We start from the raw sequence: 19,245 nt of genomic DNA, 5'->3' as shown, positions 1-19,245 counted from the left end.
AATTATCTGAAATTGTGGTTAAAGCTACAGAAAATTGTCACAAAAACTAACTAATACAGTATTTCCAGCCTCGGTCTTCCGACTAGACAGTGGTTTAACTTTTATTCATCAAGAGATTCCCACTACTCCTGTAGTTGTGGCGGATGTTTGGGTACGTGCTGGAGCAAGCCTAGAGCCAGAACCGTGGTTTGGCATGGCGCACTTTTTAGAACACATGATTTTTAAAGGTACGGCGACGCTACCCCCTGGAATGTTCGATTCTAAAGTTGAAAACCGGGGTGGCGTGAGTAATGCGGCGACAAGCTATGATTATGCTCATTATTCTCTCACCACAGCTGCCCCTTATTTAAAAGATACTCTGCCCTACTTGGGAGAGCTACTGCTGAATGCGGCAATTCCAGAAGATGAATTTAGCCGCGAACGAGACGTGGTGCTAGAAGAAATTCGTTCTTGTCAGGACGATTCTGACTGGATAGGCTTTCAAGCGCTGATTCAAAGCATCTATCCGCATCATCCTTACGGACGTTCGGTGTTGGGTACTGAGCAAGAACTGATGCAGCAATCGCCAGAAGCAATGCGCTGTTTTCACCGCACTCACTATCAACCGGAAAACATGACGGTGGTAATTGCAGGAGGTATAGCCCAGCAACCAGCTTGGGAAATGGTAAATCATTCATTTACTGATTTTGCCGAACGCTCGAATTGTCCGCAGTTTGAGAAAGTGGCGAAGCCAGTAATAACAGGTATTCATCGTCAAGAACTGTATTTACCACGCATAGAACAAGCGCGATTATTGATGGCGTGGCTGGTTCCTGGAGTAGAAGAAATTCGCGCCGGCTATGGTTTAGATTTGTTGTCAGTGTTATTGGCAGAAGGGCGAACTTCGCGTTTAGTGCGTGATTTACGAGAAGACTTGCAATTGGTACAGGGAATTTACAGTAGTTTTTCTCTACAACGGGAATCGAGTTTATTTACAATTACTGCCTGGTTGGAACCAGAAAATCTGGAGGAAGTTGAGTCCTTAATTTGCGCTTATTTGGATGATTTGCAGACTACAGGAATTAGTGAACAGGAACTTGCTCGTACACGCAGACTGCTATGTAATGAGTATGCGTTTTCTACCGAAACGCCAAATCAGCTTACAGGGCTTTATGGGTATTACAATACCATCGCCCAAGCTGAATTAGCTGTGACATATCCCCAGCAGATTCAGTCTTTTGATGCCAAAGAACTGCAAAAATTAGCTAAAGAGTATCTTTCCCCAGAGAATTATGCGGTTACTGTACTTAAACCGTGTTAGTCATTAGTTATTAGTCATTAGTCATTAGCAAAAGACAAATGACCAATGACAAAGGACAAATGACAAAGGACAAAAGATAAATGACAACCTTGCTGCAAAAATCGCCTATCCATCGTACCGTATTGAATAATGGCATTGTCGTGCTGGTGGCAGAAAATTCTGCTGCGGACATTATTGCGGCGCGAATTTTTGTGCGTGCTGGCAGTTGTAATGAAAACCGGGAGCAAGCAGGGTTGGCACATTTGCTATCAGCAGTGATGACAAAGGGATGCGATGGTCTTTCTAGTTTGGAAATTGCAGAAAAAGTCGAGTCTGTAGGAGCGAGTTTAAGTGCAGATGCTGGCACTGATTATTTTTTGCTATCTTTCAAGACGGTAACATCCGATTTTGGAGAAATTTTAACATTAGCAGGGCAGATTTTGCGATCGCCTACTTTTCCCGAAACTCAAGTGGAACTAGAACGGCGTTTAGCACTCCAAGATATTCGTTCCCAAAAAGAGCAACCGTTCAATGTCGCCTTTGAACAAATGCGGCAGGTAATGTACCAAAATCATCCTTATGCTATGTCAGTGCTGGGAGATGAAACCACTATGAGCCGCTTAACCCGTGCGGATTTAGTGGATTATCACCAAACTTATTTTCGTCCAGATAATGTAGTAATTAGTATTGCAGGTAGAGTCACACCCACAGATGCAGCCGCGTTGGTAGAAGAAGTTTTTGCTGATTGGCAAGCGCCAGCCCAAGCACTACCAATACTAAATTTACCTGAGATTAAGGTGGAACCACAGGTAAGGCTGAAGCCAGTACAGACACAACAATCAATCGTGATGCTTGGTTATTTGGGAACATCGGTTAATTCTGTTGACTACGCCGCCCTGAAGTTACTGTGTACCTACTTGGGAAATGGGCTTTCTAGCCGCTTGTTTGTCGAATTGCGGGAAAAGCGCGGTTTAGCTTACGAAGTATCCGCCTTTTACTCCACAAGGCTATTTCCAGCCTCGTTTGTGGTTTACATGGGTACAGCACCAGAGAATACCAGCATTGCCCTAGAAGGACTGCGTACTGAAGTAGATTTGTTATGTACCACCGAAGTATCTGATAGCGCACTCCAGGCTGCTAAAAATAAGATTTTGGGGCAGTACGCTTTGGGTAAACAAACGAACGGGCAAATTGCTCAGATATACGGCTGGTATGAAATTTTGGGCTTAGGAATTGATTTTGACACCAAGTTCCAAGAATTGATTGCGGCGGTGAGTGCCAAGGATGCCATCGCAGCAGCTTGTAAGTATTTAAAAGAGCCTTACTTGTCTTTAGTTGGTCAAGAAGAAGCAATTAATGGTGCGATCGCATAACTGAAAATGTAGATTCGTAAAATGCAGCAGCTGTTTTTTAGACCAAGCGGCTGTACTATTAGCATGAGAATATTCTGGGAGTAAATTCCATGCAAAGCAGCCTGACAGCAAGTATTTTGAGTTACTTAAAATTACTAGACCCAACTGTAAATCGCTGTAGAATGGAAAAACGGCCAAAGAGGTCTAAATCTTTCTCAGCCATTGAAATACTCTTGTTCTCCACTACGCCTCTTTTGATTGCCTCAACGGCTGTAGTATCAATAGCAGCGCCACCAAAAATTGCCCAAGTAAATCCTGGAAATAGCATTAACCGCCCTATCCTCAAAGTTGGTAGTCAAGGCGAACGCGTATCTGAACTCCAGGCAGCTCTAAAACTTTTGGGTTTTTATTCTGGTGCTGTAGATGGTACATATAGTGAGAATACAGCCAATGCTGTTTCCCGGTTTAAACAAGCTGCTGGTTTGAATCCAGATGGCATTGTGGATGCTAGCACTTGGCAACGACTTTTCCCTAATCAACCAGTAGCAGCATCAACCATCCCTTCATCCCAGCCAAGATTTAACTCAGCTACTAATTTTCCTGTTCCAACCCAGGCTAGCAATGTCACCAAGGTTATAAATTCCAACCCTCCAAGACAAGCTGTAACACAAGTTCCGACTAACCCCGAACCAAGACCTACTACCCCAAGACAAGCTGTAACACAAGTTGCGACTAGCCCTGAACCAAGACCTGCTACCCCAAGACAAGCTGTAAGAAAAGTTCCGAACAGCCCTGAACCAAGACCTGCTACCCCAAGAAGAACTACAACTTCAAGCACACAGAAAATGCCGAATCGGACTACATCAACTACTCGAACTCAGTCAACTACACGCACTCGGCAAACTACTCGAACTCAGCCAAACACAACTACTAAGCGAACCCCTGGTATTCAATACACCTCAGAAGGATTGCCAATTTTGCGTAGAGGATTACGTGGTTCTGAAGTTGTTAAGTTGCAACAACAACTGAAAAAGCTTGGTTTATTGAAAGGCGATGTTGATGGAGACTTTGGCGAGACAACCGAAGCTGCTGTGAAAGCTGCACAAAAGCGCTATGGTTTAGAAGCTGACGGTGTAGTTGGTGGTTCTACTTGGGAAGTTCTTTTGCGGCGTTAACCTTATCCCTACCTTCAAGCTTGCTAATTGACATCCTCCCCACCCTACTTCGTTGAGGGTGGGGATTCCAAAGATCGCTCTCTGGGTTTCCTCTTTCCACGAGTTGACTTGCTTGAAGGAGTTTCCTCACTCAAGTATTGGTCAGTCTCTCCAGAGGCGTTAGTTCCGACGTGACCCGCCGTACTCAATCCTTTTTCTAATATGTTCCGCGCTGCGTTCCAATCCCTGTCTTGGGTATGCCCACAATGAGGACAAACATGAGTTCTGGTTAAGAACGTCTTTTTGACAACCTCGCCACAGTTAGAGCAATTCTGACTGGTGTAGTGAGGTGGAACGGCAACCGTGACCACACCAAACACCTTACCGAAATACTCAACCCAATCACGAAACAACGACCACGAAGCATCACTAATAGACTTAGCCAAGGGGTGATTTTTCACCATATTCCGCACCATCAAATCTTCATACGCTACAAGGTCGTTAGACCTCACCACGCACCTTGCTGTCTTAACGGCAAAGTCTTTACGCTGGCGACTTACTTTGAGGTGTTTCCGTGCAAGTTTATTTCTAAACTTAATTCTGTTTTGAGAACCTTTTTTAGTCTTAGACATCCGGCGTTGCAACCGCCTCAAAGACTTCTCACTCTTGCGAAGATGTCTAGGATTGGGGACTGTCTCTCCGTTACTATCGGTGTAGAAATGGTTCAGTCCAACATCAATACCAATAGTTTTTCCTGTTGGTTCTCGTCTTTCAACTCGCTCTTGGTCAATGCAAAATTGGCAATAATAGCCATCTGCACGACGTACAACCCGCACCCTTTTAAACTGTTTAAGCTGGTAGAAATGCAGGTCACGAGTTCCCCAGAGTTTAAAGGTTCCTGCCTTAAATCCATCCGAGAAAGTGATATACCTGCGGTCATCAGAAAGTTTCCATCCACAGGTTTTGTACTCAACAGAACCATGCGTTTGTTCTTTCTTAAACTTTGGAAATCCCTTTTTCCCTGGTTTACCTTTTTTGCAGTTATCAAAGAACCGAGCGATTGCAGACCACGCCCTTTCAGCACTGGCTTGTCTTGCCATTGAGTTCAGCTTGTCAACCCAAGGAAACTCAATACTGGCTGCAAGTACAGCGCAAAATTTATTTAGGTCATAGCGTCCAATGCCCTTATTGTCCATCCAGTATCTCAGGCAGCTATTACGCACAAAACGAGCAGTACGAATCGCTTCATCAAGCGCTCGATACTGCTCGTTTTGTCCTTCAAGTTTTGCCTCAAATACGATCATTTATGTCTATTCTTGCTACATAAATAGTAGATCATGATTGTCAAAAACTCAACTACCTTCTTCCCTAATTTCGCTTACGCTCAATTTTGGTCAGAAGGTGTTTCGTTTTTGACCGCTTTACATCCACGAACTACGAAGCGTTGAGGCAGGGGTATTACAGCGATTTGATAAACCATCTCACCTCACGCGCCCGTAACCATAAGCTGCATTTCTTGAAAATCCCCAAAGTACAGAGGTTTTTCAACTTTGAGAAACCTCTGTAAGGGTTTCGCGCTTCACAGCATTTTTTATGAATTCATTGCGGTACATCCTGCAATACGATAAAGATACGCTGATTAAAAATATCTTTTTATGCCTGCACTAAAAAATTACATTGCTTTTGTCCTAAAAAAGATGATGGCAACTTTAAAAGTCAAGCACAATGACACCTAATCGTGTTACAGATCACAGCTGTAAATAGTGAAATTAATTAAACTTACTGTTAATTCCTCTAAAAAAACTTATGAAACACTTTTTATTAACTTGGCTCGGTACTGCGGTGGCGTTATTTCTGACTGCCAATATCGTTCCGGGATTCTTTATCAAGAATTTTGTGACTGCCTTGATAGCTGCCCTTGTTATTGGTCTGGTTAATGCTTTTGTTAGACCAATTTTACAGATTTTGACTTTTCCAATTACCTTGCTCACTTTTGGTTTATTTACGTTGGTAATCAACGCTTTAACCCTTTGGTTAGCAAGTGCCTTAACTCCTGGTTCTGGTTTTGAGATTCGGGGGTTTTTACCTGCTTTGTTAGGTTCAATTGTGCTAGCTATTGTTTCTAGCATAATTAACTATTTTTTGAGAGTTGTTGACTAGAAAATTAGTTAAGTTTTGTAATACTCATAATAAGCTGTTACGCAAATAATATTGTACATTTACCTGATGACTGATGACTGATGACTGATGACTGATGACTGATGACTGATGACTGATGACTGATGAGTGATGAGTGATGACTGATGACTGATGACTGATGACTGATGACTGATGACTGATGACTGATGAGTGATGAGTGATGACTGATGAGTGATGAGTGATGAGTGATGACTGATGAGTGATGAGTGATGACTGATGAGTGATGAGTGATGACTGATGAGTGATGACTGATGAGTGATGAGTGATGAGTGATGACTGATGAGTGATGAGTGATGACTGATGACTGATGACTGATGACTGATGACTGATGACTGAAAACCCGTCAACAGTCAACAGTCAACAGTTAACCACATCAAAAGTGTTTATATAGTTTAGACGCGCATCAGCTTATTTGAGGCTTGGGCAACAGCTAGCGTTACCGCTCCTGGTTGCCCTTTTAGCTGGAAAATTTGTTTAGGAATTAGGAATCTCACTCCCAATGCTTCTGTATTCGTAAAAGGGGAAGCAGTCAACAACGGGATTTGAGTGGCTGCAAGAATAGCAGCTGCCTCTGCTACGCTAGGTGTACCTACTTTATGGTCGATAATTGTGGCAGGGTTGGGGACACAGACACAACGAAGGATTTGGGCAGAAAAGGTTTTTAGGGGGAAATTGCGTAGGTTGCAAAGTTCAACTAAACCAACTTCTGAGGCTTTAGTGTCAATGGTAGCAAGACCTGCGATCGCACTTTGAAAAAGTTGATTTTCTCGAAAGACTTGCTCAATTGCCCCATCAATCAACTGCCATGAGGTTCCCCGTTTACAACCGATTCCTACCCATAAAACCTGTTGCACTTGGTGTATTTCCTTATTCAATTCTTCAGGATTTGATTTACTCCAACAGCCAACCAAATAAATCTCCTACTGTCAGCCTCAACTCACTTGCAAAATCTGGCACAGGCAGTAAACCTTCTAATTCATCCAACATGACTGGCTGTTGATTGCGGATGTATACAAATACCGTTTGTTCTTCTGGATCGATCAGCCAACCCATTTGTGTTTCATAATTCAGACAATGGAGAATATTTTTTGTAACTTTCGTTTGTCTTTGGTCAGGTAATAAAATCTCAATAGTCCAATCGGGAGCTGCTGAAAATAAATTTGCTACCCTGCCATTTTCTTTGCGAGGTATTCTCTCCCAAGTAAATACCGCTACATCCGGGATAATTGATCTGCCACCAAAAGTACACCGCAGTTCTGGATATGCTCGTGCAACTTTTTGGGGTTTCAAGACAGCATTAACAGTAATAATCAGTTCGCCTTGAATAGTGCTATGTTCACCCTGTGCCATTGGTTTTTGAATAATTTGACCATCGATGTATTCACTAGCGGGCTTTGTTTCTGGTAACATGAGAAACTCTGCCAAAGTTATGCTTTTTGATGGTGTCCGTACCATTTGCGCTCGCCTCCAACTCAACTAATTTAAATTACGAATTACGAATTACGAATTACGAATTAGTATTACATCCTCTCCAATACCTCAATTCCCAACAACTCCAATCCCAACTTCAGAGTTCTAGCAGTCAAATCACACAGAATCAAGCGTGATGTCCGTTGCGGTTCCTGTGCCTCCAAAACCTGAACTCCCTGATTGCGATCATAAAACTGATTAAACTTCTTACTCAGTTCATACAAATACTCACATAAACGATTGGGCAGCAAATCTTGCTCTACACTATTAATAACTTCATCCAATTGAAGTAAATATTTTGCCAGCGCTAATTCTGTTTCATGCTCCAACAAAACAGCATTATTTCCCAACTCCTTAAAGTTAATATCACCCTTACGGCTAATTCCCTGAATCCGCGCATAAGCATATAACATATAAGGCGCAGTATTCCCTTTGAAATCCAGCATTTTGTCGTAGCTGAAAATGTAGTTACTAGTGCGGTTTTGGCTTAAGTCTGCATATTTAACTGCACTGATCCCAACTACCCTAGCAACTTCATTAATAAAGTCTTCAGTTTCTTGGCGTTCTTCTTCTTGTAATCTAGTTTTTAGGTCAGCATGGGCACGAGAAACAGCTTCATCCAATAAATCCCGTAACCGCACAGTATCCCCAGAACGAGTTTTCAATTTCTTCCCATCTTCTCCTAACACCAACCCAAAGGGCACATGCACTAATTCCACATCATCGGGAATCCATCCAGCTTTGCCTGCTACCTGGAAAAATTGGGCAAAGTGGTTTCCTTGTCCAGAATCTGTTACATAAATTATCCGCTTTGCTTGATCCTGCTGAATCCGGTAGCGAAGTGATGCTAAATCAGTTGTGGCGTAGTTATAACCGCCATCTGATTTCTGCACAATTAAGGGCAAAGGTTCACCTTCTCTATTTGTAAATCCTTCCAAGAAAACGCATTTTGCGCCTTGATTTTCTACCAGTAACCCCGATTTATCTAAATCTTCCACAACTTTTGGTAACAAGGGGTTGTAAAAAGATTCGCCCCGTTCAGTTAACTTGATATCCAGCAACTCATAAATTATTTGAAACTCTCGCCGTGATTGTTCGCACAGCAGTTTCCAAGCATGAAGTGTATCTTCTGCACCTGCTTGTAATCTTACGACTTCTTGCCGTGCTGTTTCTTGAAAAGCTGCATCTGTATCAAACCGCAGTTTAGCTTTGCGGTAAAAAGAGACTAAATCACCAATATCTAAAGCATTAGCGGTAGTAAGCGCGTCTGGGTAAACTTCCCGCAGATAGGCGATTAACATGCCAAACTGCGTACCCCAGTCACCCACATGATTTAACCGCAAAACATCGTGTCCTTGAAATTCTAAAATTCGAGCGATCGCATCACCAATAATTGTAGAACGCAAGTGTCCAACATGCATTTCTTTGGCAATATTCGGACTGGAAAAATCGACAATTTCCCGCTTGGGCGTTTTCGCGGCGGGAACTCCCAACCTGGGATCAGCTTGAATCGCATTCAGTTGTGCTTCTAGGTATGCCGTTTTCAGTTTCAGATTGATAAATCCTGGCCCAGCGATTTCTGGCGGTTCGCAGATTTCGGATACATCTAGTTTATCAACGATCGCACCTGCGATCGCTCTTGGTTGCTTGCCTAACTTTTTACTCAGGGATAAAGCCACATTCGCCTGATAATCACCAAATTTAGGATTGCTAGCAGAAACCAAAATTGGATCTACTCCAGCCAAATCAGCGCCAAAAGCCGCAACTATTGCGGCTCCTAGCTGAACTTTTAGTTTTTCTTGTGTAGCGTTCATATATAAATTTTATCTGGGAGAGAGGGAATGTAGCTCTGCAAAAGCTTGATTATTAACTTTAGCATTTCATTTTGAGCCACTCGATTCATGAAGCGATCGCTCCCCATCACTTACTCCCCAACGCTAGTAGTCTGGTAAGCCAAATGTGGATGTGTCAATTGGTACTCTTAAAAATATCTGGAGACAAGCTCAATTGGAGGAAGAGTAATGCGTTATACAGTTGTGATTGAAAAGGGAGAAACTAGTTACGGCGCTTATGTCCCTGATTTACCCGGTTGTGTAGCTGTGGGTGAAACTTTAGAAGAAGTCAAGCAGATGATTGCAGCAGCGATTGAATTTCATCTAGAAGGAATGCTAGAAGATGGTTTACCTATCCCTAAACCTACAAGCATTGCTCATGAGGTTGAAGTTGCAAACTACATCAAAATATAATTATAAGACCTCTTGCAAAAGTCTATCCCCTTTTCCACATCCCGTCAAAAGTCAGGTTATGCGATCGCATTTGCTTGTTGAGCGATCGCATTTGCTTGTTAAGCGACAGCATTTGCTTGTTGAGCGATCGCATTTGCTTGTTAAGCGATCGCATTTGCTTGTTGAGCGACAGCATTTGCTTGTTGAGCGATCACATTTGCTTGTTGAGCGATCACATTTGCTTGTTGAGCGATCGCATTTGCTTGTTGAGCGACAGCATTTGCTTGTTGAGCGATCGCATTTGCTTGTTGAGCGATCACATTTGCTTGTTGAGCGATCGCATTTGCTTGTTGAGCGATCGCATTTACTTGTTGAGCGATCGCATTTGCTTGTTAAGCGATCGCATTTGCTTGTTGAGCGATCGCATTTACTTGTTGAGCGATCGCATTTGCTTGTTAAGCGATCGCATTTGCTTGTTGAGCGATCGCATTTGCTTGTTGAGCGATCACATTTACTTGTTGAGCGATCGCATTTGCTTGTTGAGCGATCGCATTTGCTTGTTGAGCGATCGCATTTGCTTGTTGAGCGATCGCATTTGCTTGTTGAGCGATCGCATTATATAATTATAGAAAATCACTAAATTAGCGTTAAACAATCCTTATAATAGACTCTGACAAAAGTTCGCACCGCACTTTTGGCTTACAATTTCACACCGGATACACAGCAGCTATTTGGTGTTGATGCTGGTGCTGGAGATTTTAAAGCACAAACAGCATTAGCACCTTGTAATCCTGGTCGAACATAGGTGTAAGCGGCACATTTGCTATCATTAATACAAGCCTCCTGGCAAACTGAAGCGGATGGTGAAGTCGTCACAAAAGTTGTGTAATCGCTACCTCCTCTATCTCTACCAAATTCAGCAGTTACGACATAACGTGGAATAGTGGTTGAGAGTGGACCCAGTTGAGCTATGGCAGGTTGAGCCAATGGTGTGAAGTTTACAGCCGTACTAAAACCTAAAATCAGTAAAAGTGCTAACCCAAAGAATATTATATTTTTTGGGAAAACAAAATTTTTCTTTGCATATTGCCAAGCTGCGACTATTGTTAATTTCATAAATCTCTCTTGGGTACACAGTATTATTAATAGCTGTATACATTACAGTTATTTGCTACCAAATACCAAAATTGTTAATAATTTTACATAGTTCATTCACTGTGTAGCTATAGCGATTCCCATTCAGATGCAGTACAACATTACATCACCAGGTGTAGGGGCACGGCACTGCCTATAGGTGTCAACTTAAGCTAAAAATAGCTTATCTGTTGGCTTCCACGCCCGCCTGGGAATAAATTCCAAGGCTCATAGCTAAAGTCTACTGAAGTAGACTAAAGATTTTTCGTATTATTTAGCCCAAAAACCTTGGTAGAGACGCGAAATTTCGCGTCTCTACAGGTCTAAAATCAGTACCAAAAATCCTTAACCCAACCGTATTGCCTATAGGTGTCAACTTAAGCTAAAAATAGCTTATCTGTTGGCTTCCACGCCCGCCTGGGAATAAATTCCAAGGCTAATAGCTAAAGTCTACTGAAGTAGACTAAAGATTTTTCGTATTATTTAGTCATCAATAGAAGACTTTCGCTATTATTCTTGGAACTTCAGTTCCTTGCGGGACATGGCTTTTACGTTAAGTTGACACCAATGGGCACTGCCGTGCCCCTACAGGTGTACCTCACGTAAACGATAACCGCTATACAGCTAAGGCAGAGGAGATGAAAGAATCGAGTTGTATTGAAGCTTCTCTGTTTCCGCCCAAGCAAGGCACAATTGACGGAAGCGATCGCCCCGCACCTCAAAATTCGGGTACTGATCGAAACTCGCGCAAGCCGGAGATAGCAACACTACACGCGCTTGATATTCTTTAGCTAATTCCGCCGCTCTCGGAACTGCCCTTTCCATCGTTTCCACAATTTCGTAAGAATGATACCCCACCTCTTGGAGACGTTGGGCAAATGTGGGTGCAGCAGAGCCAATCAATAACACAGCAGCAGCTTTGGTTTGAATTTGTGCAAGCCAGCCAGTATCATCACCTGCTTTAGCTTCTCCACCAGCAATTAAAATCGCTGGACTGTTAACGGATGCTAAACCAACTTCGGCAGCATCGTAGTTAGTAGCTTTGCTGTCGTTAATGAAATCAATACCTTCCCAAGTGCAGATATGCTCCAAACGATGAGCAACACCGGGGAATTCAACAATAGCATGTGCGATCGCATCACGATTAATTCCCGCTAATCGTGCCGTTGCTACTGCCATTAAGAGATTTTGCTGGTTATGCTCTCCCACCATCCGCAAAGTCGATACTTTCACAATCGGTTCTGGTGCAGAAGTTGCAGTCAATTTTTCTACAACCCAGTCGTCCTCAATGTAAAAGCCTTTTTCGCTAATCAGGAAATCTTTTCCTTTGACACTTGTCCAATAAGCATCAGGCCAAGCACTTAAACCTTGTTGCCTCAAGTAGGCATCATCGCCATTGAACACTTGCAACTCAGACTGACGCAACAGCTTGGCTTTGATGTTGTAATAGTTCTCTAAAGTCTTATGGCGACTAAGATGATCTGGTGTAAAAGTCGTCCAAACACCGATACGTGGTGCAAGAGAACTCGAAGATTCTATTTGATAACTGCTAATTTCCGCAATCACCCAATCGAGTGAGGAGTTAGGAGTTAGAAGTGAGGAGTTAGGAGTTAAAAGTGAGGAGTTAGGAGTTAGCAGTGAGGAATTATCAAATGCTTCCCCTGCTCCCCCTGCTCCCTGCTCCCTGCTCCCTGCTCCCCCTGCTCCTCTCCCCTTCCAAGATAGGGCAACTTCACTTGCAGCGTAGCCAATGTTACCGCAGGCGGGGGCATTTAAGCCTGCTGCTTGAAAAATGGCAGCAATTAAAGCTGTGGTAGTAGTTTTGCCGTTAGTGCCTGTAATTCCTACCCAAGGTAGAGATTGCAAATTTCGCCAAGCGAGTTCCATTTCCCCAATGGTTTCAATACCTAATTGGCGTGCCTTAATTAATACGGGAATATCCCAAGGCACGCCAGGACTAACGACTATTAATTCGGGTAAATTAGCACCATTCAATTCTAGGGATTGGCCTAGTTTCACGGTTATTTGCTCGGCGGCGAGTTCTTGTTGTTGTAGTCGGAGGGTTTCGGAGGTGTTGCTATCACTTAGCTCTACCTCCCAACCTTCCCGTTTCAACAATCTCGCCGCAGCAACACCGGACTTTCCCAATCCAATTACAGTAGCTCTGGACATAGATTGCAGCAGAGTGTCCCTGGTTAAGCACTCCCTATAGTAGCGTCTATTGGCAAAAATTACACAACTTTTTGTTGACCTACGCTACAGATTTTTGACGATCGCCCCAAAGTCAGCTAAAACACGGGCATGATTGCGAACTAATCCCAGTAAGTGCAATCGATTACGTTTAACTTCTGGATCGGAGTCCATAACTAATACGCTATCTGGCCCATCAAAGAAATTACTAACTGTCGGAGCAATTTTTCCTAGTGCTGCTATCAACAGTTGATAATTTCGTGTCTGCTGTGCTGCTGAAGAAAGCGGTACTGATTCGATTAAGGCATTATACAAGGCTGTCTCAGAAGGCTTTTGGAATAATTCTTGACGAACTACGGTTGTTGGTTCTAGCTGTTTTGTATCCAAATCACCTTGAGCGGCTAATCGTGTGGAACGGTTAACGGTTTCGTAGATGTTATCTAAGGTACTGTCGTTGCGGATTTGTTGTAAGTATAAGGCGCGATCGCGTACATCCAATAAATCTTTTAACGCCCGTTCTGTGTATTCTGGATCATTTTCTCCCAAAACTGCATTTACTAGGTCGTAATCAATCTTTTCTTCTTGTAGTAAGGTGCGGATGCGTTGCAAGAAAAACTCTTGTAATGCTGCGGTTAATGATGCCTGATCTTTATGATATTTTGCTGCAAAGTCTGTGGATATTTGCGCTAATAAATCATCTAATTTTATTGGCAAATTATAAAACCAAGTAATTTTAACTACAGCATTAGCCGCACGGCGCAAAGCGAAGGGATCAGAGGAACCGGAGGGAATTAAACCTAAACCAAAGATACTTACTAAAGTATCTAATCTATCTGCCAAAGCGACAATTTGACCCGTCAGCGTTTCGGGAAAATTATCACCGGCTCCCGTTGGCAAATAATGTTGATAAATTGCCTTTGCGACTTCTCCATCTTCACCACTGGCTAAGGCGTATTTTTCTCCCATAATGCCTTGTAATTCAGGGAATTCATACACCATTTGAGTTACCAAATCTGCTTTACATAATAAAGCAGCACGTTGGATTTTTTGGCTTTGGTTTTGGGCTAATTCTAATTGGGTGCTTATTTGCTCGGCAATCTTGACTACTCTATCTACCTTGGTACGCACCGAACCCAATTCTTCTTGGAAAGTAACTTTTTCTAACTGTGGTAAAAAGCTTTCTAACGGCTTAGTTAAATCAGCTTCGTAGAAAAATCTGCCATCAGCTAATCTGGCACGAATTACCCTTTCATTCCCGACAGCAACAATATCTGATTTCTGGGGATCAGCGTTAGAAATGGTAATAAAATTGGGCAATAATTCTTGCTCAGAACTATCTGGTTTGAATACAGGAAAATAACGCTGATGAGTAACCATAACTTCAGTAATTACCTCAGTTGGTAATTCCAAAAATTCTGGTTCAAATTTACCGACAACTGTAGAAGGATATTCTACAAGATTGGTTACTTCCTCTAACAAATCGGGGTAAATTACTGTATACCCGCCTAAATTCTCTGCTACTGCCTTTACTTGCTCTTTGATAATATTTGCCCGTTCTTCTGGGTCAACGTTGACATAAGCAGACTTGAGGGCGGTAACATAATCAGTAGCTTGGGCAATTGTCACAGTATCAGGATGTAAAACCCGATGACCTTGAGAAATGCGATCGCTCTGAATCGTTTTAGAACCATTCACTAATTCTAAAGGCAGCACCGTATCATCTAACAAAGCTACCAGCCAACGAATCGGTCGTGAAAACCTCGCATCTCCATTTCCCCAACGCATCAACCGCTTACCTTCTAAACCCCAAATCCATTGGGGAATAAGTTCTGTCAAAATTTCCGCCACAGGACGACCAGGAATTCTTTTTTGTAAAAATACAAATTCCCCTTTGTCAGTGGGACGAAGGAACAGCGCATCTATTTCCACACCTTGCTTTTTGGCGAAGCCGATAGCAGCAGCAGTAGGCTGACCATCTTTAAAGGCGGCTTGGGCGGGGGGCCCTTTAATTTCTTCTTCTCGGTCTGCTTGCTGGGATGGTAGACCTTTAATCACTACCGCCAAACGCCGGGGAGTACCGTACACCTGGACACTTTCACCCTTAAGGCTGTTTGCTTCCAAGCTTTGGGGAATCCGTTCCTGCCATTGCACTAAAGCATCACTGAGAAAACTTGCAGGTAGTTCTTCTGTACCAACTTCTAATAGAAACGCAGGCATATAACACTGTTTTCAACTTTGCGTAGCTCAACTTTATCAGTTATTCTCAAGCGATCGCTCGTGATTTTTAGCTGAATCGGTCAGCCCGCTTGTCGTAAGACATCGCTAGAGACTTGGCATTTTATGCAAAACTTCACAAAAAAAGTGTTCACTTCATTGATTCATTACATTTGGTCACGTAGTTTTATGCGCTATTTACGTATATATATTTCTATCGTAAGCTTAGTTTTGTTTGATGCATTGATATGTGCATCATTTTAATCAACTTTAGAGTTATAACCATGAAAAACATTTTCGCCAAAATCGCCGCGATCGCAGCAACGACTGCTGCTTTTAGTGTTACTGTTGCTGCTAACAACCCAGCCCAAGCTATTGATTTAAACTTTAGCTGGCAAGGTGATGCTGGTTATTCAGCAATAGGTTCATTTAGCTACGATGAAACTACAGCACCAACAATCATTTCAGAAGCTGGTAGTGGAAAAACCAACTTTTTACAATCCTTGAATGTCTCCTTTTTAGATCCATCTAAAAATCTTCTGGGAACTTATAACACCCTTAGTGGTGGGGTATCACAATCTGATTTCTTTGTTTTCAACTTTAATACTTCCACTCAGACATTGTTTGGTGGACTGGATATAGGAGGAGGAACGGGTGTAATTGGAGAATATTTCTTCAATGGAACGGTTGGCGACTCTTTGCGATTCCGTCAGGATATTAATCAACAGGGAACGTCAAGAACAGTAGATCAAAATTCTGCCTCTATTCAGGTATCCAAAGTCCCTGAACCTGCTTCTATGCTGGGTTTGCTAGCATTTGCTGGGTTGGGTGTAGGTTCATCTTTGAAGAAAAAACAAGCCACTTGCTAGAAATTAGGACTTTCTAGTTCAAAGGCAATACCGTCTCATCTAACAAAGTTAACAGCCAGCGAATTGCTCAGAAAAACCTCCCATCCCGATTATTCCTACAGACTTAACAAGAACAGCTCCAACGCTTGTAGCGTTGGCTACGGTGTACACACAAGTCTTCTAACATTGCTTTATCAGCTTTTGATCCTCCCAACTTATCGGGGAGCCAGTGGGGTCTTCTCCCAAGGGGAGACGCCAAGGGCGATAGCGAAGCGGTAGCGAGTCATCGAGCGTCTGGGGGTTTGCCCCATGAGCAACTGGCGTGGATTTAGGGGTATCTATAACGATTTTTTGTACAGAGATGTGTGTATACCTTAACCTTTTAGGAAAGAGGAATGGAAGTTAGGTGAGAGTGTATTGCATACATAGACGCGTAGTGCCTTCCCGCAGGGTAGGAGCGTAGACGCAAAGCGGCTTGTCGTCAGACATCCCTATCAACTCGGTATTTTATAGCAAACTTCACAAAAAAGTGTTTATCTTCATTGATTCATTATATCTGATACCCTAGTTTTATGCGGTATTTACGTATACATATTTCTATCGTAAGCTTAGTTTTGTTTGATGCATTGATATGTGCATCATTTAAATCAACTTTGGAGTTATAACCATGAAAAACATTTTCGCCAAAATCACAGCGATCGCAGCAACCACTGCTGCTTTTAGTGTTGCTGTTGCTGCTAACAACCCAGCCCAAGCTATTGATTTAAACTTTAGCTGGTTAGGTGATGCTGGTTATTCAGCAACAGGTTCATTCAGCTACGACGAAACTACAGCACCTACAATTATTTCAGAAAGTGGTAGTGGAGCAACCAACTTTTTACAATCCTTGAATGTCTCCTTCTTAGATCCATCTAATAATCCTCTGGGAACTTATAACACCCTTACTGGTGGGGTGTCGCAATCTGATTTCTTCAATTTCAACTTTGATACTTCCACTCAAACATTGTTTGGCCCCTTGAATCTAGGAGGAGGAACGGGTGTAATTGGAGAATACTTCTTTTCTGGAACGGTTGGCGACTCTTTGCGATTACGTCAGGATGTCGATCAACAGGGAACGTCAATAACACTAGATCAAAATTCTGGCTCTATTCAGGTATCCAAAGTCCCTGAACCTGCTTCTATGCTGGGTTTGCTAGCATTTGCTGCCTTGGGCGTAGGTTCAACTTTGAAGAAAAAGCAAGCCTCTTGCTAGAAATTAGGGCTTTCTAGTCAGAGCTTGCCAATTTTACTGAATCTCTATTCTAGCCCTACTAGTTCACTGAACTGGTAGGGCTATCATTAAAACTCATTAATTCTCATCAACACTATGTGCCAGTTTAAAGGGCGGAATGCGGATTATATGCACGAGCTTGAATATGATGGTAGAATCCCCCAAGTTGTAAATTTAGGCATTAGTTCAGAAACAACCAGGACAAATATTGTCATAAATAACCAGAAACTAAAAACTATATCTAAAAGAGGATGTTTTAAAAGGGTATTTTACTCTCATGCTGAACACAGCGAAGCATATCAGTACATAACTGAAAGCTGATGTTTTCGTTATAGTTCATCCAAGTCAGAACCAGAAAATTATATCTTCTGGAACTTTTAAAACGACTTCTAAAAACCTAAGCTGTTTACACAAGGTGATATTTTAATTTTTAAGTGCTTTATGCAGTAGAAAAAATTTTTTAAAATAACTAAAAAATTCATCAGCAATGTTTAACGCACTGTTAATGAAGCAAATTTATAAATTTGAATAAGTAATAAAAGTAGCAGCCCCTACTGAGTATTAAGGAATAAATCCGATTATATCCGGGTGTCTTCACAAAATTCACAAATAGCTCATGCACATACTGATTTATTCCTACAACTATCATCCAGAGCCGATTGGTATTGCTCCGTTAATGACTGAATTAGCAGAAGGACTAGTAAAACGAGGTCACCAAGTGCGGGTGATTACGGGAATGCCCAACTATCCTCAGCGCGAAATTTACGATGAGTATCGGGGTAAGTGGTATGTTACTGAACAAAAAAATGGCGTTACCATTGAACGAAGTTACCTGCGAATTAAGTCTAAACCTAACCTTATAGATCGGCTATTACTAGAGTTGAGCTTTGTTTTCACGAGCTTACCCCAAGCCTTTAAAGGCGGACGCCCCGATGTGATTATCTTAACAGTACCGCCTCTTTTCGGTACTTTACCAGTAACAATATTTGGTTGGTTATACAACTGCCCAGTAGTTCTGAATGTGCAAGATATTCTACCAGAAGCTGCGGTACGGATTGGGCTATTGAAGAACAAGTGGATGATCCGAACTCTTGCAGCCTTAGAGAAATTTGCATATCGATCTGCACACACTATTAGTGTCATTGCCGATGGGTTTCGTGAAAATTTAGTGAATAAGGGAGTACCTGTTAATAAAATCGTTTGTATTCCCAATTGGGTGAATGTAAATTTCATCTGCCCCTTACCAAAACAGAACAACTCCTGGATATCGAGCCATCAACTTGATGGAAAATTTGTAGTACTTTATTCGGGCAACATTGCTCTAACGCAAGGTTTAGAAACAGTAATAGAAGCAGCAGTTTGCTTACGTCATATCAAGGAGATTGTCTTTGTTATCGTTGGCGAATCAATAGCATTACAAAGGTTGCAGAAATATTGTCTTTTAAATGGAGCAGATAATGTTTTGTTGTTACCGTTGCAGCCACGAGAAAAACTCCCCGAAATGCTAGCAGCATCTGATGTTGGGTTGATTGTGCAAAAGCGTAATGTGATTTCGTTTAATATGCCTTCAAAAATACCACTGCTATTGGCAAGTGGTCGCCCAATTGTGGGTTCAGTTCCCGCCACTGGTACTGCTGCAAAAGCAATCCAACTCAGTGGTGGTGGGATAATTGTTGAGCCAGAATCACCCGATGCAATGGCTGCTGCGGTGCATCATTTATATGCTAATCCTACTCTAGGGGCGAGGCTAGGTAATGCAGGAAGACAGTTTGCCGAAGAAAACTATTCTTTGGAGCAAGCACTTAATCGATATGAAGGGCTGCTTTCTCATATTGTTGCTAACCGAAAATCAACTTTAGGTATCTTGCCGAAATTAAATTCCAAGAAATCAGTTGTAGATGGGTAGTTAG

The 19,245-nt window shown here is 42.3% G+C and carries 19 protein-coding genes; 9 read left to right on the top strand and 10 right to left on the bottom strand.

All coding sequences use genetic code 11. From position 1 onward, the window contains the following. Positions 1-34: 34 nt before the first annotated feature. The 3 genes from D1367_RS13065 (at position 35) to D1367_RS13055 (ending at position 3,806) form a co-directional block, all read left to right on the top strand. Positions 35-1,300, top strand: coding sequence for a M16 family metallopeptidase (locus D1367_RS13065; RefSeq protein WP_118166837.1), 1,266 nt, complete (start codon positions 35-37; stop codon positions 1,298-1,300). An 80-nt stretch (positions 1,301-1,380) separates the two neighbouring features. Further along, a complete protein-coding gene (locus D1367_RS13060; protein ID WP_118166836.1) occupies positions 1,381-2,652 on the top strand; it encodes a M16 family metallopeptidase in 1,272 nt (423 codons plus the stop codon). An 89-nt stretch (positions 2,653-2,741) separates the two neighbouring features. Beyond that, positions 2,742-3,806 carry a peptidoglycan-binding domain-containing protein gene (locus D1367_RS13055; protein WP_118166835.1) on the top strand — a complete coding sequence of 355 codons (1,065 nt, stop codon included), beginning with the start codon at positions 2,742-2,744 and terminating at the stop codon, positions 3,804-3,806. Between the two features lie 44 nt (positions 3,807-3,850). Here D1367_RS13055 and D1367_RS13050 read toward each other — a convergent pair whose 3' ends face one another. Beyond that, the gene (locus D1367_RS13050; protein ID WP_118164787.1) at positions 3,851-5,089 is read right to left on the bottom strand and encodes an RNA-guided endonuclease InsQ/TnpB family protein; all 1,239 of its coding nucleotides are present in this window, start codon (positions 5,087-5,089) and stop codon (positions 3,851-3,853) included. Between the two features lie 502 nt (positions 5,090-5,591). Between D1367_RS13050 and D1367_RS13045 the strand changes: the two genes are divergently transcribed. After that, on the top strand, positions 5,592-5,945 hold the full coding sequence (locus D1367_RS13045; RefSeq protein WP_118166834.1) for a phage holin family protein: 354 nt from the start codon (positions 5,592-5,594) through the stop codon (positions 5,943-5,945). Positions 5,946-5,969: 24 nt separating this feature from the next. On the opposite strand, the gene D1367_RS30120 is transcribed toward D1367_RS13045, so the two are convergent. The 4 genes from D1367_RS30120 to argS all read right to left on the bottom strand — a co-directional run bounded on the left by D1367_RS30120 (position 5,970) and on the right by argS (position 9,268). Beyond that, entirely contained in the window at positions 5,970-6,338 is a 369-nt protein-coding gene (locus D1367_RS30120; protein ID WP_147337362.1) for a hypothetical protein, read from the bottom strand. A 38-nt stretch (positions 6,339-6,376) separates the two neighbouring features. Further along, positions 6,377-6,838, bottom strand: coding sequence for a cobalamin biosynthesis protein (locus D1367_RS13040; RefSeq protein ID WP_118171394.1), 462 nt, complete (start codon positions 6,836-6,838; stop codon positions 6,377-6,379). A 37-nt stretch (positions 6,839-6,875) separates the two neighbouring features. Continuing rightward, positions 6,876-7,439, bottom strand: a complete 564-nt coding sequence (locus D1367_RS13035) for a Uma2 family endonuclease (RefSeq protein WP_118166833.1) — start codon at positions 7,437-7,439, stop codon at positions 6,876-6,878. Between the two features lie 65 nt (positions 7,440-7,504). Next, a complete protein-coding gene (argS, locus tag D1367_RS13030; RefSeq protein ID WP_118166832.1) occupies positions 7,505-9,268 on the bottom strand; it encodes an arginine--tRNA ligase in 1,764 nt (587 codons plus the stop codon). Positions 9,269-9,475: 207 nt separating this feature from the next. On the opposite strand from argS, the gene D1367_RS13020 reads away from it, so the two are divergent. Further along, entirely contained in the window at positions 9,476-9,700 is a 225-nt protein-coding gene (locus D1367_RS13020; protein ID WP_118166831.1) for a type II toxin-antitoxin system HicB family antitoxin, read from the top strand. Positions 9,701-9,722: 22 nt separating this feature from the next. Here D1367_RS13020 and D1367_RS30800 read toward each other — a convergent pair whose 3' ends face one another. Beyond that, positions 9,723-9,875: a hypothetical protein gene (locus D1367_RS30800; protein ID WP_181985166.1), complete on the bottom strand. Its 153-nt coding sequence runs from the start codon at positions 9,873-9,875 to the stop codon at positions 9,723-9,725. After that, positions 9,841-9,999 (bottom strand): hypothetical protein, encoded by a 159-nt coding sequence (locus tag D1367_RS13015; RefSeq protein WP_181985165.1) that lies wholly within the window; start codon positions 9,997-9,999, stop codon positions 9,841-9,843. Before D1367_RS13015 ends, D1367_RS30800 begins: the two co-directional genes overlap by 35 nt. Between D1367_RS13015 and D1367_RS13010 the strand changes: the two genes are divergently transcribed. Next, positions 9,988-10,302, top strand: coding sequence for a hypothetical protein (locus D1367_RS13010; protein WP_147337361.1), 315 nt, complete (start codon positions 9,988-9,990; stop codon positions 10,300-10,302). The genes D1367_RS13015 and D1367_RS13010 overlap by 12 nt on opposite strands. Before the next feature lie 76 nt (positions 10,303-10,378). Here D1367_RS13010 and D1367_RS13005 read toward each other — a convergent pair whose 3' ends face one another. The 3 genes from D1367_RS13005 to glyS form a co-directional block, all read right to left on the bottom strand. Beyond that, complete coding sequence (locus D1367_RS13005) at positions 10,379-10,795, bottom strand: PAN domain-containing protein (RefSeq protein ID WP_118166828.1); 417 nt, start codon at positions 10,793-10,795, stop codon at positions 10,379-10,381. A gap of 642 nt (positions 10,796-11,437) precedes the next feature. Continuing rightward, positions 11,438-12,985, bottom strand: a complete 1,548-nt coding sequence (murD, locus tag D1367_RS13000) for a UDP-N-acetylmuramoyl-L-alanine--D-glutamate ligase (protein ID WP_118166827.1) — start codon at positions 12,983-12,985, stop codon at positions 11,438-11,440. A gap of 84 nt (positions 12,986-13,069) precedes the next feature. Beyond that, a complete protein-coding gene (glyS, locus tag D1367_RS12995; protein WP_118166826.1) occupies positions 13,070-15,220 on the bottom strand; it encodes a glycine--tRNA ligase subunit beta in 2,151 nt (716 codons plus the stop codon). Positions 15,221-15,501: 281 nt separating this feature from the next. Between glyS and D1367_RS12990 the strand changes: the two genes are divergently transcribed. From D1367_RS12990 to D1367_RS12980, 3 genes are all read left to right on the top strand, one after another. Next, positions 15,502-16,086, top strand: a complete 585-nt coding sequence (locus D1367_RS12990) for a PEP-CTERM sorting domain-containing protein (RefSeq protein WP_118166825.1) — start codon at positions 15,502-15,504, stop codon at positions 16,084-16,086. A 646-nt stretch (positions 16,087-16,732) separates the two neighbouring features. Continuing rightward, positions 16,733-17,317, top strand: coding sequence for a PEP-CTERM sorting domain-containing protein (locus D1367_RS12985; RefSeq protein WP_118166824.1), 585 nt, complete (start codon positions 16,733-16,735; stop codon positions 17,315-17,317). Positions 17,318-17,951: 634 nt separating this feature from the next. Then, positions 17,952-19,241, top strand: a complete 1,290-nt coding sequence (locus tag D1367_RS12980) for a glycosyltransferase family 4 protein (RefSeq protein WP_118166823.1) — start codon at positions 17,952-17,954, stop codon at positions 19,239-19,241. The last annotated feature ends 4 nt before the right edge of the window (positions 19,242-19,245 follow it).

Origin of the sequence: Nostoc sphaeroides, from assembly GCF_003443655.1 — a bacterium.
Classification (GTDB): Bacteria; Cyanobacteriota; Cyanobacteriia; order Cyanobacteriales; family Nostocaceae; genus Nostoc; species Nostoc sphaeroides.
The sequence above is the reverse complement of the archived record's forward strand: the minus strand, read 5'-3'. Positions and strand labels throughout refer to the sequence as shown.

Excerpts from the sequence above, each read along its gene's own strand:
- D1367_RS13060 (WP_118166836.1), top strand. The coding sequence starts at position 1,381 with ATGACAACCTTGCTGCAAAAATCGCCTATCCATCGTACCGTATTGAAT.
- D1367_RS13055 (WP_118166835.1), top strand. The coding sequence starts at position 2,742 with ATGCAAAGCAGCCTGACAGCAAGTATTTTGAGTTACTTAAAATTACTA.
- D1367_RS13050 (WP_118164787.1), bottom strand. The coding sequence starts at position 5,089 with ATGATCGTATTTGAGGCAAAACTTGAAGGACAAAACGAGCAGTATCGA.
- D1367_RS13045 (WP_118166834.1), top strand. The coding sequence starts at position 5,592 with ATGAAACACTTTTTATTAACTTGGCTCGGTACTGCGGTGGCGTTATTT.
- D1367_RS13035 (WP_118166833.1), bottom strand. The coding sequence starts at position 7,439 with ATGGTACGGACACCATCAAAAAGCATAACTTTGGCAGAGTTTCTCATG.
- argS (WP_118166832.1), bottom strand. The coding sequence starts at position 9,268 with ATGAACGCTACACAAGAAAAACTAAAAGTTCAGCTAGGAGCCGCAATA.
- D1367_RS13020 (WP_118166831.1), top strand. The coding sequence starts at position 9,476 with ATGCGTTATACAGTTGTGATTGAAAAGGGAGAAACTAGTTACGGCGCT.
- D1367_RS30800 (WP_181985166.1), bottom strand. The coding sequence starts at position 9,875 with ATGCTGTCGCTCAACAAGCAAATGCGATCGCTTAACAAGCAAATGCGA.
- D1367_RS13005 (WP_118166828.1), bottom strand. The coding sequence starts at position 10,795 with ATGAAATTAACAATAGTCGCAGCTTGGCAATATGCAAAGAAAAATTTT.
- murD (WP_118166827.1), bottom strand. The coding sequence starts at position 12,985 with ATGTCCAGAGCTACTGTAATTGGATTGGGAAAGTCCGGTGTTGCTGCG.
- glyS (WP_118166826.1), bottom strand. The coding sequence starts at position 15,220 with ATGCCTGCGTTTCTATTAGAAGTTGGTACAGAAGAACTACCTGCAAGT.
- D1367_RS12990 (WP_118166825.1), top strand. The coding sequence starts at position 15,502 with ATGAAAAACATTTTCGCCAAAATCGCCGCGATCGCAGCAACGACTGCT.
- D1367_RS12985 (WP_118166824.1), top strand. The coding sequence starts at position 16,733 with ATGAAAAACATTTTCGCCAAAATCACAGCGATCGCAGCAACCACTGCT.
- D1367_RS12980 (WP_118166823.1), top strand. The coding sequence starts at position 17,952 with ATGCACATACTGATTTATTCCTACAACTATCATCCAGAGCCGATTGGT.